Raw genomic sequence first — 14,871 nt, 5'->3', positions numbered from 1 at the left:
GACTGTATGGAGAATAAAGTTGTTTTCAGCGGCAGTATGACCGCACAGATCAATTTTGCGATGCAGCAGAACTACGTTCCCGTGTTCAGAAATATGGTAATGACAAATAATACCGATGAGGAGTTGAAAAGCGTTCGTCTCAGGATCAGCTTTGAGCCTGAATTTGCAAAGACCTTCGAGTCAGTACCCGTGGATCTTGCGCCATCTCAGCCCGTTGAGATAGCTCCCGTAAATATAATCATGCTTGCCGATGAGCTTTTCAACCTTACGGAGAAGCTTGTGGGCAGCGTCACCATCGAAGCCCTTCAGGGCGATGAGGTCATAGGACAGGAGAGCAGGACTATTGAGCTTCTTGCCTACGATCAGTGGTCGGGAATAAACTTTATGCCCGAGACCGCAGCAGCCTTTGTCACGCCCAATCATCCCAAGGTGCAGGAGATCATTTCTGCGGCGGGAGTTTATATGAAGAAATGGTGCGGCGATCCTGCATTCACAGGCTATCAGACCAGAAACCCTAACATCGTCAAGCAGCAGATGGGAGCGATCTATGCGGCTCTTCAGGAGCAGAATATAGCCTACACCATGCCCCCCGCAAGCTTTGAGGAGGCACAGCGTATCCGTATGCCCGATGCGGTCCTTGACGGCAAACAGGGAACCTGCCTCGATCTGGCTGTGCTGTACTGCTCATGCCTTGAGGCTGTGGGACTCAATCCACTGCTTATTATGATACAGGGACACGCCTTTGCAGGCTGCTGGCTGGAGGAGGAGACCTTTTCCGACTGCCTGCAATACGATATGTCCGCAGTTACAAAGCGTATCGCTCACGGTATAGACGCAATCAGCATAGTTGAGTGTACGGATTTTGTTGCAGGAAAGAATACAGACTTTGACAGTGCCGAGAAGCACGCTGCGGCACATCTTGATGATGCGGCAAAGTTCTGTTTTGCCATAGATATAACCCGTACACGTTCAAGCGGAATACGCCCCGTACCGTCGAGAATATCCGAAAACGGCACATTCAAGGCTGTGGACTACGGCAGCCGAAAGAAGTCGGAGATAACCTCTGCTCCCAATGAGATAGCTCAGCAGGCTATTGCCGCAGGTGAGGGCAGGGAGGTCACCAAGCAGGTAATGTGGGAGAGAAAGCTCCTTGACCTCAGCCTCAGAAACAGCCTGCTCAACTTCCGTCCCTCGGCAATGAGCGTACAGCTCATGATAAGTGATCTTGGCGTTCTGGAGGACGAGATATCCAAGGGCGAGGACTTCAAGGTGATGCCTGTTCCCAATGATACTACACTTGCACTCACAGACAGCAAGATATTCGAGATAGAAAATGACCGCGACCTTATATCCACCATATCCGAGGCGGAGTTCAAGAGTCACAGGCTCCGTACCTTCATCAAGGACAGCGACCTTGAAAAGATAATGAAGAAGCTTCACAGACAGGCTAAGGTGAGCATTGAGGAAAACGGCGTGAATACCATATATCTGGCGTTGGGCTTCCTGCGCTGGTATGAGACAGAAAAGAGCGATAAGGCTCGTTATGCACCGCTTGTACTGGTGCCTGTTGATATCATCAGAAAGGTGCAGGAAAAGACCTACCTCATCCGTATGCGTGATGAGGATACACAGGTCAACATAACCATGCTTGAAATGCTCCGCCAGTTCTTCGGCATCGACATAAACGGGCTTGATCCTGTTCCCGAGGACGAGAACGGCGTGAATCTGCAGCTTATTTTCAACACCGTCCGTCAGGGCATCATGTCCCAGCCCAGATGGGATATAGTTGACTACGCCTTTATCGGACAATTCTCATTCAACCGCTTCATCATGTGGAACGATATACGCAACCGTGCTGACGAGCTTGCAAAGAACAAGGTGGTTGCAAGTCTTATCTCAGGCAAGACCGAGTGGGCAGGGGACGATCTGTACATATCTCCACTTGACCTTGACAACAAGGTAGCACCCACAGATCTGGTAGTTCCCCTCAGTGCGGATTCCTCACAGCTTGCGGCTGTGTATGCGGCTTCGCAGGGCAAAAGCTTCGTGCTCCACGGACCTCCCGGAAGCGGTAAGTCCCAGACCATCACCAACATGATAGCAAGTGCGCTGTATCAGGGAAAATCCGTGCTTTTCGTTGCGGAGAAGATGGCTGCACTTTCCGTAGTTGAAAAGCGTCTCAACAAGGTGGGACTGGGTCCCTTCTGTATTGAGCTCCATTCCAACAAGGCGCAGAAACGCGCAGTTCTGAAACAGCTTGAGGAGACCCTCAACGTGGGCAGGATAAAGAAGCCCGCGGAGTACAAGGCTCAGGCTGAGAAAATATCCGAAATGCGCCGTGAGCTCAACGGTACAATGGAGGAGATACACAAGAAGCGCAATTTCGGCTGCTCAATGTACGATGCAGCTGTAAGATACGAGAAAAACAGCTCTTTTGGCGGCAAGTTCAGTTTTACCAATGACCAGCTGGATGCAATGAGCGAGACCTCATACTCAACATGGCGTGAGACTCTGGAGAGCCTTGCCGCAGCAGGCAGAGAGTTCGGTGACGTTACCACAACTGCACTGGGCGTCTGCGAGCTTACCTCATGCACTCCCGAAACAAGGGGAGCAATGGAAGCAAAGCTCAGGGAGCTCAAGAACGCGCTCACCTCAGCTCAGGGAGATACTCAGCAGCTGGCGCAGTTCACGGGCAGCAGCGAGATGACATTCGAGGAGTGCAAGCTGGCGGCGGAGATAATCACAGCCTCTGCAAGCGGCGAGCAGTTACTTCCCGACATTATCTCCGACAGCCGCTGGAACGGCTTCAAGGAGCCTGCGCAGGCTCTTATAGGCACGGGTAAGACTCTTTCACAGGTAAAGGAGGAGCTCCTCGCCAAATTCGAGCCTTCAGTGCTTGACTATAACGCATCTGATGCCCTTGTAAGGTGGAAGACAGCACAGGGCAAGTGGTTCCTTGCAAAGAGCATGGGCAGCAGCAAGCTTGTAAAGGAGCTTGCCGCCCACGCCAAGACCTCCTCGACAGTAACAAAAGAGAACATCACGCAGTTCTATGACAAAATAAACCAGTTCAAGCAGCTGAAGCAGAATGTAGCTTCCGCACAGCCCGAGCTGATGAAGTATTTCGGCAGTCTCAGACTTGACGAGAATGCGGACTGGGCAGCTATTGAGAAATGCGTTGAGCGCTCCTCACAACTCGGCGAAAGAGTCTCAGCTTCAACATTCAGTCCCGAGATAAAGCAGAAGCTCTGCACCAGTCTCACACAGGGCGTAAACGGTGATACTTCAAAGATAACCTCAGACTTTGCCGCTCTTGAGAATGTGGCTTCACAGCTCCGCAGCAGCTTCGGCATAAATACCGACAAGCTCATCACCGGTGACAGCTGGTGCAGCGACGCTCAGCAGAAGGCAGACGCCGTTATAGATGCACTTCCTCAGCTGAAGGAATGGACAGGTATCGTCACTATCTGCAACAGGCTCAGAGAGCTTGGTATCGGCAATGTGGCAGACGCCTACATGAACGGCGAGGTGCCGACAGAACAGCTTATAGGCGCATTTGACTGCGATATCAGCAAGGCTATGGTGACAAGCACTATATCACGCAATCCCGTGCTTTCAAGGTTCCAAGGAACACTTTTCGAGGACACCATAAGACGTTTTGGTGAGGTACTGGACAGCTTCTCCACACTCTCAATCAAGGAGCTGGCAGCAGAACTGTCAGCAAAGATACCCACTCCCGGAAGTTCTGCAAACAGCTCTGAGATAGGCATACTCCAGAAGGCTATCAAGTCGGGCGGAAGAATGATGTCTATCAGAAAGCTTTTCGACAGCATACCCAACCTGCTGCGCAGGATGTGTCCCGTAATGCTTATGAGCCCTATATCCGTGGCACAGTACATCGACCCATCCTATCCCAAGTTCGACCTTGTTATCTTCGACGAGGCTTCTCAGCTTCCCACCTGTGAGGCTGTGGGAGCTATTGCAAGAGGCGAAAATGTCATCGTAGTCGGCGACCCGAAGCAGCTTCCGCCTACAAGCTTCTTTGCTTCAAATCAGGTGGACGAGGAGAACTACGAAAAAGAAGACCTTGAAAGCGTTCTGGATGACTGTCTGGCACTGTCCATGCCGCAGAAGCATCTGCTCTGGCATTACCGTTCGCGTCATGAGAGCCTTATCGCATACAGCAATTCCAAGTATTATGATAACAAGCTCTACACCTTCCCGTCGCCTGACGATCAGGTATCTGAGGTAAGCTGGGTACACGTTGAGGGCTACTATGACAAGAGCTCTACCCGTACCAACAAGGCTGAGGCACAAGCTGTCGTGGAGGAGATCTGCCGCAGATTGAGAGACCCCGAGCTGAGAAAGTTCAGTATCGGTGTCGTTACATTCAGTCTTCCCCAGCAGAACCTTATCGATGACCTTCTCATAGATGCTTACCGCGAGGATCCCAAGCTTGAGGAGTACGCCAATGAGATGTATGAGCCCATACTCATCAAGAACCTCGAAAACGTTCAGGGCGACGAGAGAGATGTTATCATGTTCTCTATCGGCTACGGTCCTGACAAGGACGGCAAGGTGTCCATGAACTTCGGACCACTTAACCGTGACGGCGGCTGGAGGCGTCTTAATGTTGCTATCTCCCGTTCAAAGTGCAAGATGATAGTATTCTCTGTCATCACACCCGATATGATAGACCTTTCGCGCACACGCTCCGACGGTGTTGAGGGACTCAAGGGCTTCCTCGAATTTGCTGCAAGGGGCAGAAGTGCTCTCCCCGTAAGAGCAGGTTCCAAGAGCAGCTCGGAGGGCTTCGAGACAGTAGTTGCCGAGGAGATAAGAAAGCTTGGATACGAGTGCAAGTGCAGTGTTGGCTGTTCAGACTATAAGGTAGATGTGGCAGTGGTAAATCCCGACAAACCCGATACCTACATCATGGGTATCAACTGCGGAAACGAGTCCTACTTCCACAACGGCACCGCCAGCGACAGAAGTCTGTCTCAGCCAAGCGTGCTGAGAGGACTTGGCTGGAACGTCATGAGCGTTTATATCATCGACTGGCTGGACAATAAGGAAAAGGTGCTCAGCAAGATAAAGAACGAGATAGATTCAGCTGTTGAGCGTTACCGCCATCCCGAGGCAGCTCCCAAGACTGAGGAAAAGAAGAAGCAGGAGCTGGTATTCGAGACCGAGGAGGTAAGCAGTTTCTCCGAGAGCTTTGACGAGTTCAAGCCCTTTAAGATAAAGGCACTGGGAAGCTCGGAAAACTTCAGCGAGGTGAGCCTTGCAAAGATTAGCAAGTGCATAAGCGATATACTGACGACGGAAGCTCCTATGAATAAAAAGACACTTGCAAAAAAGACCTTCTCATGCTGGGGCATATCACGTCCGGGAGCTAATATGAAGGCACTGTTCGAGTCTGCATTTGAAAAAGCTGACGCAAAGGTCACAACAGCAGGCGAGAATGAGTATGTATGGCTGGGAACTCAGTCTCCCGAGGAGTACGACAAGTGCCGCACAGTCTACAAGGACGACGAAAAACGTGACATAGACGATGTGGCTCCCGAGGAGATAGCTGTGGGCATAAAGGAAATAATGTCCCGTCAGGTAGCTATGGAGCGTCCGGACCTTCTTCGCGAGGTGGCACATCTCTTCGGCTTCACAAGGATAACTCCCACTCTTGAGACCTCTGTTGCTCTGGGCATAAAGGCTGCAAAGCAGCGCGGTTGGATAGGCTTTTCCGAGGACGGAAGAGTATCATATACTGGAAACTAATAACACGGAGGACGAAATTGAAACGACTTCTGATAATAATCGGCAAGATAATAGTAAAGGTGCTGAGACTTATGCACCGAAACGCAGGAAACCTTCCGGGAATAATCCTGTGGCACCTTTCAAGGCATAAGGCAGTATCCATGTTCAAGGTGGACTGCCCCATAATCGCGGTAACGGGAACCAACGGAAAGACCTCTGTTACCAACTGTATCGCTCAGCTCTTTGAGAGGAGCGGAAAGAAGATAATCATAAACAAAGAGGGCAACAACCTTGATACGGGAATATGCTCCCTGCTGCTGAGACACTGCGATATGTCTGGCAAGGTCAAGGCGGACTACCTCATATTGGAGACCGATGAGTCTCATGTTCCCGTTGTGTATTCGCAGCTGAAGCTTGACACACTGGTGGTGCTGAATTTCTTCCGTGACCAGCTTGACAGAAACGGAGAGATGGAGACCCTTATACAGAAGATAAACGGCTTCTGCAAGACCTTTGAGGGCAATCTCATACTCAACGGTGATGACCCGAATACTGCCCGTCTTGGCAGAGCTAATCCCAAAAACAACAACGTGAAGTACTTCCACGCAGAGCCCTATGCCTTTGCGACACAGAAGATATTTGAAGCTTCTGAGGGACGCTTCTGTCCATTCTGCGGTGAGGCGCTGGAGTACGATTACTACCAGTATTCGCACATCGGCAAATTCATATGTAAAAAGTGCGGCTTCGGAAACTACGAGCCCTATATCACCGCAAAGGATATCGACCTTGAAAAGCCTGTGTTCACAGCTGACGGTCATACATATTCGCCAAAGCTCAACAGCATATACAACGTCTATAATATGACAGCTGTTGCAGCTGCGGCAAAGCTCTATGGCATAGACCAGAAGATAACCGATGGAGTTATCAACAGCTACACAGTCAAGAACGGACGTATGGAGAACTTCATGCTGGGTGACAGAAAGGCAACTCTCAACCTTGCGAAAAACCCCGTGGGAGCCAATATGACTCTCCGTGTTATGAACGAGATGCAGGGCGAAAAGGAGCTCCTTTTCGTGCTCAATGACAATGTTGCGGACGGTCTGGACGTATCATGGATATACGATATAAACTTCAGTATCTTTGAGCGTGTTACAAGAGTAGTTACATCTGGTACAAGAGCGTATGATATCGCAGTCCGTATCAAGACCGCAGGCTATGACCCTGCAAATATAGTAGTGCGTCCCGACCTTGATGAGGCTGTTGAGGAGCTTGCCAGCACTGAGGGGCGAAAGTTCATTATTGCCAACTATACGGCTGTTCAGCCCACAAGAAGCGCATTGAAGCGCTATATCGCAAAGCATGGAGGTAACAAATGAAAACTATAAAGATACTTCATATGTACGCCGATATGCTTGACCTCTACGGCGACAGCGGCAACATGGAGGTTCTTCAGTTCCGCTGCAAAAAGAGAGGCATAAACTGTCAGATCGACAAGTATTCCATTGATTCCGAGATGCCCGACTTCAGCTCCTATGACCTTGTTTACATAGGCGGCGGTGCTGACCTTGAACAGCAGCACATTTCCGAGGACCTGCTGAAATGTAAAGACGGCATTATTAAGGCATACAAGAACGGAACATTTCTGTTCCTTATCTGCGGCGGTTATCAGCTCATGGGCAAGTATTATCGTGACGCAGACGGCAACGATATAAAGGGACTCGGTCTCTTTGACTACTTCACAGTTGCACCCAACAGCCGCAGAAAGCGCTGTATCGGCAATATCGTAATTGAGACAAAGATAACGGGCAAGCCTGTTAAGGTTGTGGGATTTGAGAATCACGGCGGACAGACTCAGGGTATAAAGACGCCATTCGGCAAGGTGCTTTACGGCAACGGAAACTGCTCAAAGAGCGAAGCTGAGGGCTACTGCGAGAAGAACGTCATCGCAACATATCTCCACGGCCCCTGCCTGTCAAAAAATCCCGAGATATCGGACTACATGATAGAGTACTGCATCAACAGGGGAGAGTCTGAGCATATCGCTCTCGAGCCTCTTGACGATACGCTGGAAAAAGATTGCCGTCAGGTAATGCTGGACAGGCTGCTGAAGAAGTGATACCGCGCAACAGATAGTTGCTTGCTTTTTGATACAGCTGTGGTATAATAGCCTTGAGGTGATAAACTATGAAAACAAAAAACGTAATACTTGAACTCAGAAACAAACACGGTCTTTCACAGGATGAGCTTGCAGAAAAGGTATTTGTTACCAGACAGGCTGTATCACGCTGGGAGACAGGGGACACTGTCCCGAACACGGAAACGCTGAAGCTGCTGTCAAAGCTTTTTGATGTTTCCATCAACACACTTCTCGGCTCACCGAGACAGCTGAAATGCCAGTGCTGCGGAATGCCTCTTGAGGACGGCTCTATCAGTAAGGAACCTGACGGAAGCTTCAACGAGGACTATTGCAGATGGTGCTATGCAGACGGGAAGTTCATGTACCATAACATGGACGATCTTATAGATGTCTGCGTTAAGCACATGGCAGAACAGGGCTTCTCCGAGGAGCAGGCTCGCTCATATATGAAGGAGATGCTTCCAAAGCTGGACTACTGGAAGCAGGGTAAGGAGCTTGAGGATGACGGCGTTGAGGACTTTAAGCAGAATCTCGTTGAGGAGTTCAACTCTCTTAATATCGAGGGAATGCCGAATGTCGAAAAGCTCAATGCTCTTGTGGGAGCCTATGTGAATATCGAATATCCGCTTCCCAACGGCAAGACGGTAAAGCTTCTCGATGACAATGCAACATACCTCGGCGATCAGCTTGAAAGCGAGCTTGGTGACGGACGCTTCTTCGGAGTCATAGCAAATTCGGATATTCTTATGGTAGTTTCCTATGGCAAGGACATAACCGATCCCGAGCTGATTCTCTACAAAAAAAGATGACTTTAAGGCGGACACAGATGTGTCCGCCTTGTCATTTTTACGTCAAAACCTCCATATTATGTATAAGTACGATAGGGAGGAAGCTATGATAATCAGAAGCAAAATAATAAGGGATACCGTTATTCTCACGGTCATGCAGCTCATTCTTGACTCTGCTGCACTGCTGCTCAATGTGTTCATAACGAAAAATCTCGGCACATCTGCCATAGGTATACTTTCGCTCATGGGTTCATTTCTGGGACTTGCAGGCATACTGTCAAACGGTAATGCTTTTCTGTGTACCAGCCGTCTTATCTCCGAGGAGCTGGGAAAGCCCGAGGGTGACCCAAACGGAATTCTTGTCCACGGCATAAAGTTGTGCCTGCTGCTGAGCGCCGCTGTGTCTGCGGCAGTTGTCATACTTGCCGAGCCTGTCAGTCTGCGGTTCTTCAGCGGCGCCCACATGACCGCAGCCCTGAGAAAGATGCCCTTTGCACTTGTTACGGGAGCAGTTACAGCCTGTCTGAAAGGCTACTTTAATGCGACGCGGAGGGCTGCGGTCTCAGCAGCAGGCGATATAACTGAGTTTGCCGCAAAATGCGTCTACATAGTTGTCATGACGCTTATGACAGGAAATGTGACCGAGGACGCAGTATGCGGCATAATGATAGGCGGAGTCATCGCAGGCAATGCAGTTTCACTGATATTTCTCGGAACGGTCTACATAAAGAACTATCATAGGTCGCAGGGGATGTGCTCTCTTTCATTCAGGCGCTATGCAGCCTTTTCCTTTCCCATAATGGGTGGGAGCATTCTTACTGCCGTCCTGAGCAGTACAAATGACGCCCTGATACCCATATGTCTGCGGCAGTACGGGGACTCCGCAGGACGGGCATTGGGAGAGTTCGGGGTTTTTGAGGGGATAGTCATTCCAACACTGTTCTTCCCGTCGGTGGTATTATGCTCGGTATCGGGAATAATAGTCAGTGAAGCAGCCCGTGCAAGGGCTTCGGGAAACAGTGAAAGGATTCGCCGTATGACAGAGCGGTTAAAGGCGTGTACGCTTATGTTTTCGGTTTTTGCAGCAGCTGTGCTCATGCGCTTCGGAAGCGTAATAGGTGAGCTTCTCGGAGGGGGGGCACTCGCGGGAAGAATGATAACAATCATTGCTCCCGTTGTGCCGTTTATCTACATGGAGATAGTTCTGGAGTCAATGATAAAAGGGCTGGGGCTTCAAAGCTTTTCGTCCGTGAATTATCTTGCCGAGTACATTATACGGATAACCGCAGTGCTGATACTAGTGCCGCGTATAGGCTTCTATGGCATCGTGATATCCTATTATGCCAGCAATATCATTGGAAACAGTTCACGTTTCATAAGGATAATAAGAGCATCAGGCGCAAAAGCTTCACTTTTGCGGACCGTTGCTTTGCCTGTGACGCTTGCTTTTTCAACAATGTCCCTGTCGGAGCTGATATTCCGTTTCATGGGGCTTACAGAAGAAAAACTGCTATATTCAGCCCTGTTCATTGTTGTTTGGGGGGCGTTCTACTGCCTTATCTTCTCCGCTTTGGGAAAAGTAAAGCTATTTAGTAAATCAGAAGCAGTTTTATTTGGTGATAATGCACAACAAACAGTTAGCCGTGTACTATGAAATGTAGAAAATTTTATGTTAGTATTGCAATTTTTTTATTAATGAATTATAATATTTGTATGCCGTGCATAAAAAACGGATAAACCATTTAAGAGGAGAAACTTTACCATGAAAGAATATGATGTAAACAAAGTCAAAAACATAGCATTTGCAGGCCATAACGGCTCGGGAAAAACTTCTCTTGCAGAGGCGATCCTTTACAAGGCAGGAGCTTCCGACCGACTCGGCAAGACTGCTGACGGCACAACTGTTTGCGATTACGATCCCGAGGAGATCAAGAGACAGATTTCGATCGGTACGTCTCTGGCTTCATTTGAATATAACGGATTAAAGGTAAATCTGCTCGACACCCCCGGTCTGTTCGACTTTGCAGCCGAAATGATCGAGGGCATCAGAGCTTCCGATACTGTAATGATCACTGTTTCCGCCAAGTCAGGTGTCAAGGTCGGCGCAAGAAAGGCTTATGACGAAGCAGTAAAGCAGGGCAAGTCCAAGATGTTCGTGGTTACAAAGATCGACGACAAGGACGCTAATTTCTTCAACGTTCTCACAGAGCTCAAGACCGTTTTCGGTCCTACCGTATGCCCTGTTGTAGTTCCCGTTGTCAGCAACGGAAAGATCGTTGAGTACGTTAACCTCATTGAGATGAAGTGCTACAAATACGATGATAAGGGCAACGCTATCGAGACAGATATGCCCACAGCTGAGATATCCGAGAAGTTCGAGTATCGTGTTGACGGTCTGGTAGCTGCTGTTTCAGAGGCTGTTGCAGAGACCTCCGAGGAGCTTATGGAGAAGTTCTTCGAGGGCGAGGCTTTCACTCAGAAGGAGCTCATTGATGGTATCCACGACGGTATGAACCGTGGTATCATCACTCCTGTTGTATGCACATCTGCTGCTGATCTTGCAGGTATTGATATGCTTCTGAAGGAGATAGAGCTTCTGCTCCCGTCACCTAACGAGGTTTATTCAGCTGAGGCTTACACTCCCACAAAGGACGTTATTGAGGTAGCCTGCAATACAGAGGACCCTCTTTCAGCATTTGTATTCAAGACAGTTGCCGATCCTTTCGTTGGCAAGATGTCTTTCATAAGAGTTATGTCAGGCAAGCTCACATCAAACTGTGACGTTGTCAACTCTACAACAGGTACCTCAGAGAAGATAGGCAAGCTCTATAATCTCTGCGGCAAGAAGCAGACCGAGGTATCCGCAGCATATGCAGGCGATATCGTTGTTGCTTCCAAGATATCCGCAAATACAGGAGATACGCTTTCAGACTCGGCAAGAGTTGTTGAGTTTGCAGGCATGGAGTTCCCCAGACCCTGCTATTCAATGGCTGTAAAGGCTAAGGCTCAGGGCGATGAGGCTAAGATCTCGGCAAGTATCCAGAGACTTATTGAGGAGGATCCCACTCTCACATATGTTCAGGACGAGACTACCAAGGAGCAGATACTCAGCGGTCTCGGCGAGCAGCACATCGAGGTAGCAGCTGCAAAGCTCAAGACAAAGTTCGGTGTTGAGGTCAACCTGACAGTTCCCAAGATAGCTTATAAGGAGACTATCCGCAAGAAGGTAAAGGTTCAGGGAAGACACAAGAAGCAGTCGGGCGGTCATGGACAGTTCGGTGATGTATGGATAGAGTTCGAGCCCTGCGTAAGCGATACTCTCGTATTCGAGGAGAAGATATTCGGCGGAGCTGTTCCCAAGAACTTCTTCCCCGCAGTTCAGAAGGGACTTGAGGAGTCTGTCAAGAAGGGCGTTCTTGCAGGCTGCCCCGTAGTCGGACTGAAGGCTATACTGGTAGACGGTTCATATCACCCTGTTGACTCCTCGGAAATGGCATTCAAGACTGCCGCTTCTATCGCATACAAGGAGGGACTCCGTCAGGCTGACCCCGTAATGCTTGAGCCTATCGGCGAGCTGAAGGTAACAGCTCCGGACGAGAACACAGGCGATATCATGGGAGAGCTCAACAAGCGCAGAGGCAGAGTTCTCGGCATGGAGCCTGTCGGCAGCGGCAATACCGTTATTCAGGCTGAGGTGCCCATGCGTGAGATGCACGACTTCGCAATGTATCTCCGTCAGACCACAAGAGGAATGGGAAGCTTCACATTCGATTTCGTAAGATATGAGCAGCTCCCTGCAAATCTCCTGACAGAGGTAATTTCCGCAGTAGGAAATGTTGAATAAGCATATCAGAGGCTGCCGCAGCTGCGGCAGCCTTTTTGTGTCTGTACGGGGCTTGATTTATTTTTGTCAGTGTGGTATAATATAATTTGAAATTAAATGAAAGAAGTGTTGTTCACATGACAAAGATAACTATTTTCTCGGGTTTTCTCGGTGCAGGAAAGACCACTCTTATAAAGAAGCTCATTCAGGAGGGCTATAAAGGCGAAAAGCTGGTGCTTATTGAGAACGAATTCGGTCAGATAGGCATTGACGGAGGATTTTTACAGGACGCAGGCGTGGAGATAACCGAAATGAATTCGGGCTGTATCTGCTGCAGCCTTGTCGGTGACTTCGGAAAGGCTCTGGAGAAGGTCCTTGCAGACTATGCTCCCGACCGTATCCTTATCGAGCCCTCGGGCGTCGGCAAGCTCAGTGACGTTATCCGCGCAGTTCAGAATATCAATGCTCACGATGTGGAGCTTGACGGCTTTACAACAGTTGTGGACGCAAAGAAGTACAAGATGTATATGAAGAACTTCGGCGAGTTCTTCGATAATCAGATAACATACGCAAGCTGCCTCATTCTCAGCCATACAAGCGGACTTTCACAGGAGAAGCTTGATGAGTGTGTAAAGAGCCTGCGCGAGAAAAATCCAGCAGCTCCCATCGTTACAACAGAGTGGGATCAGCTCACAGGCGCACAGCTTGTTGATGCAATGACACAGAAGAACACTCTCGATGATGAGCTGAAGGAGCTTCTTGAGGAGGCTGCAAAGCACGACCATCATCACCATCACGACGATGATGATGACGAGCATGAGCACCACCATCACCATCACGACGACGATGATGATGAGCATCATCACCACCATGACGACGATGATGACGAGCATGAGCACCATCACCACCACCATGACGATGATGATGACGAGCATAAGCACCATCACCATGACCATGGTCCCGACTGCACCTGCGGCTGTCATGACCACGATCATGACCACGATCATGAGCATCATCATCACCATCATGCTGACGATGTATTCACAAGCTGGGGCAGAGAGACTACAAGGACCTACACTGTTGAGGAGATCACCGCTGCTCTCAACGCTCTCGGCGATGAAGAAAAGTACGGTATGATACTCCGTGCAAAGGGAATAGTTGCAGGAGCTGACGGAAAGTGGATACACTACGATTATGTTCCCGGTGTGCCTGATGTCCGTAACGGAAGCGCAGGTACCATCGGCAGACTTTGCGTTATCGGCTCAAAGATAAACGAAGAGGCTATTGCCGAGCTTTTCAATGCCTGATCGAAAGGAGCTTTTATAATGCCTGATCAGAATGATGTAATACCGATATACCTCTTTCTCGGCTTTCTTGAGTCGGGAAAGACTAAGTTCATACAAGAGACCTTAGAGGACAGACGCTTCAACAAGGGTGAGAAAACACTTCTCCTCATTTGTGAGGAGGGTATTGAGGAGTACGATATCTCCCGTATGCCCAAGAAGAACATCGTTACCCATGTCATTGAGGACAAGGAAGACTTCACCATGGAGAACTTCACAAAGATACTCAAGGACAGCGGTGCAGAGCGTATCGTTGTTGAGTACAACGGTATGTGGACCATGGACGAGTTCTTCAAGGCAATGCCCGATGAGACCACTATCGCACAGGTAATGTGCTTTGTGGACTCCACTACATTCATGAACTATAATTCCAATATGCGCAGCCTTGTTGTTGATAAGTTCAACACAACGGAAATGGTGGTCTTCAACCGTTTCGAGAAGAGCTTTGACCCCAACGAGTTCCATAAGATCGTCAGGGGAGTTTCAAGACGCGCTGAGATAGTTTATGAGTATTCCGACGGACAGATCGCCTATGATGATATAGAGGATCCGCTGCCCTTCGATGTAGAGGCTGACGAGATAACCATTGAGGACAAGGACTTCGCTCTTTGGTACAGAGATATTATGGAGGAGCCCTTCAAGTATGACGGCAAGATCATGACTTTCAAGGGGCTTACCGCCAAGAACAGCAAGTTCCCCGAAAACACCTACGCTGTGGGACGTCATATCATGACCTGCTGTGTTGAGGATATCCAGTACTGCTGGATGGTAGCTCAGGACGAGAGCGGAAACGAGCCGCCCAACAAGGAATGGATAACCATTACGGGAAAGATAAGCGTTCAGAAGCATAAGCTCTACAAGGGCAAGGGACCTGTGCTTATGGTGCAGAAGGTTGAAAAAGCCGAAGCCCCCGAGCAGCCTGTAGCTACATTCTATTAATAATAAAGCTCCCGTTTTGCGGGAGCTTTTAACATTGTGTTCAACAGTGTGTTGAAAAAAATATTTGATGTTGATAATAAACAGTTG

At 49.2% G+C, this 14,871-nt stretch carries 8 protein-coding genes; all 8 read left to right on the top strand.

Annotated elements, in window-relative coordinates; all coding sequences use genetic code 11:
• Positions 1 to 6: 6 nt before the first annotated feature.
• Positions 7 to 5,775: a DUF4011 domain-containing protein gene (locus DSZ37_RS01585; protein WP_109725219.1), complete on the top strand. Its 5,769-nt coding sequence runs from the start codon at positions 7 to 9 to the stop codon at positions 5,773 to 5,775.
• Between the two features lie 17 nt (positions 5,776 to 5,792).
• Positions 5,793 to 7,130: a MurT ligase domain-containing protein gene (locus DSZ37_RS01580; protein ID WP_109725218.1), complete on the top strand. Its 1,338-nt coding sequence runs from the start codon at positions 5,793 to 5,795 to the stop codon at positions 7,128 to 7,130.
• Positions 7,127 to 7,870, top strand: a complete 744-nt coding sequence (locus tag DSZ37_RS01575) for a type 1 glutamine amidotransferase (RefSeq protein WP_109725217.1) — start codon at positions 7,127 to 7,129, stop codon at positions 7,868 to 7,870. The genes DSZ37_RS01580 and DSZ37_RS01575 overlap by 4 nt, the downstream gene beginning before the upstream one ends.
• 68 nt (positions 7,871 to 7,938) lie before the next feature.
• Positions 7,939 to 8,700 (top strand): zinc ribbon domain-containing protein, encoded by a 762-nt coding sequence (locus DSZ37_RS01570; protein WP_109725216.1) that lies wholly within the window; start codon positions 7,939 to 7,941, stop codon positions 8,698 to 8,700.
• 85 nt (positions 8,701 to 8,785) lie between these two features.
• On the top strand, positions 8,786 to 10,333 hold the full coding sequence (locus DSZ37_RS01565; RefSeq protein WP_109725215.1) for an oligosaccharide flippase family protein: 1,548 nt from the start codon (positions 8,786 to 8,788) through the stop codon (positions 10,331 to 10,333).
• Between the two features lie 108 nt (positions 10,334 to 10,441).
• Positions 10,442 to 12,523, top strand: a complete 2,082-nt coding sequence (locus DSZ37_RS01560; RefSeq protein WP_109725214.1) for an elongation factor G — start codon at positions 10,442 to 10,444, stop codon at positions 12,521 to 12,523.
• A gap of 116 nt (positions 12,524 to 12,639) precedes the next feature.
• Complete coding sequence (locus tag DSZ37_RS01555; RefSeq protein ID WP_109725213.1) at positions 12,640 to 13,809, top strand: CobW family GTP-binding protein; 1,170 nt, start codon at positions 12,640 to 12,642, stop codon at positions 13,807 to 13,809.
• 18 nt (positions 13,810 to 13,827) lie between these two features.
• The gene (locus tag DSZ37_RS01550; RefSeq protein WP_109725212.1) at positions 13,828 to 14,784 is read left to right on the top strand and encodes a TIGR03943 family putative permease subunit; all 957 of its coding nucleotides are present in this window, start codon (positions 13,828 to 13,830) and stop codon (positions 14,782 to 14,784) included.
• Positions 14,785 to 14,871 lie beyond the last annotated feature (87 nt).

This window comes from Ruminococcus flavefaciens, from assembly GCF_900116855.1.
GTDB lineage: Bacteria > Bacillota > Clostridia > Oscillospirales > Ruminococcaceae > Ruminococcus > Ruminococcus flavefaciens_R.
This window is presented reverse-complemented; position numbering and strand designations above follow the sequence as displayed.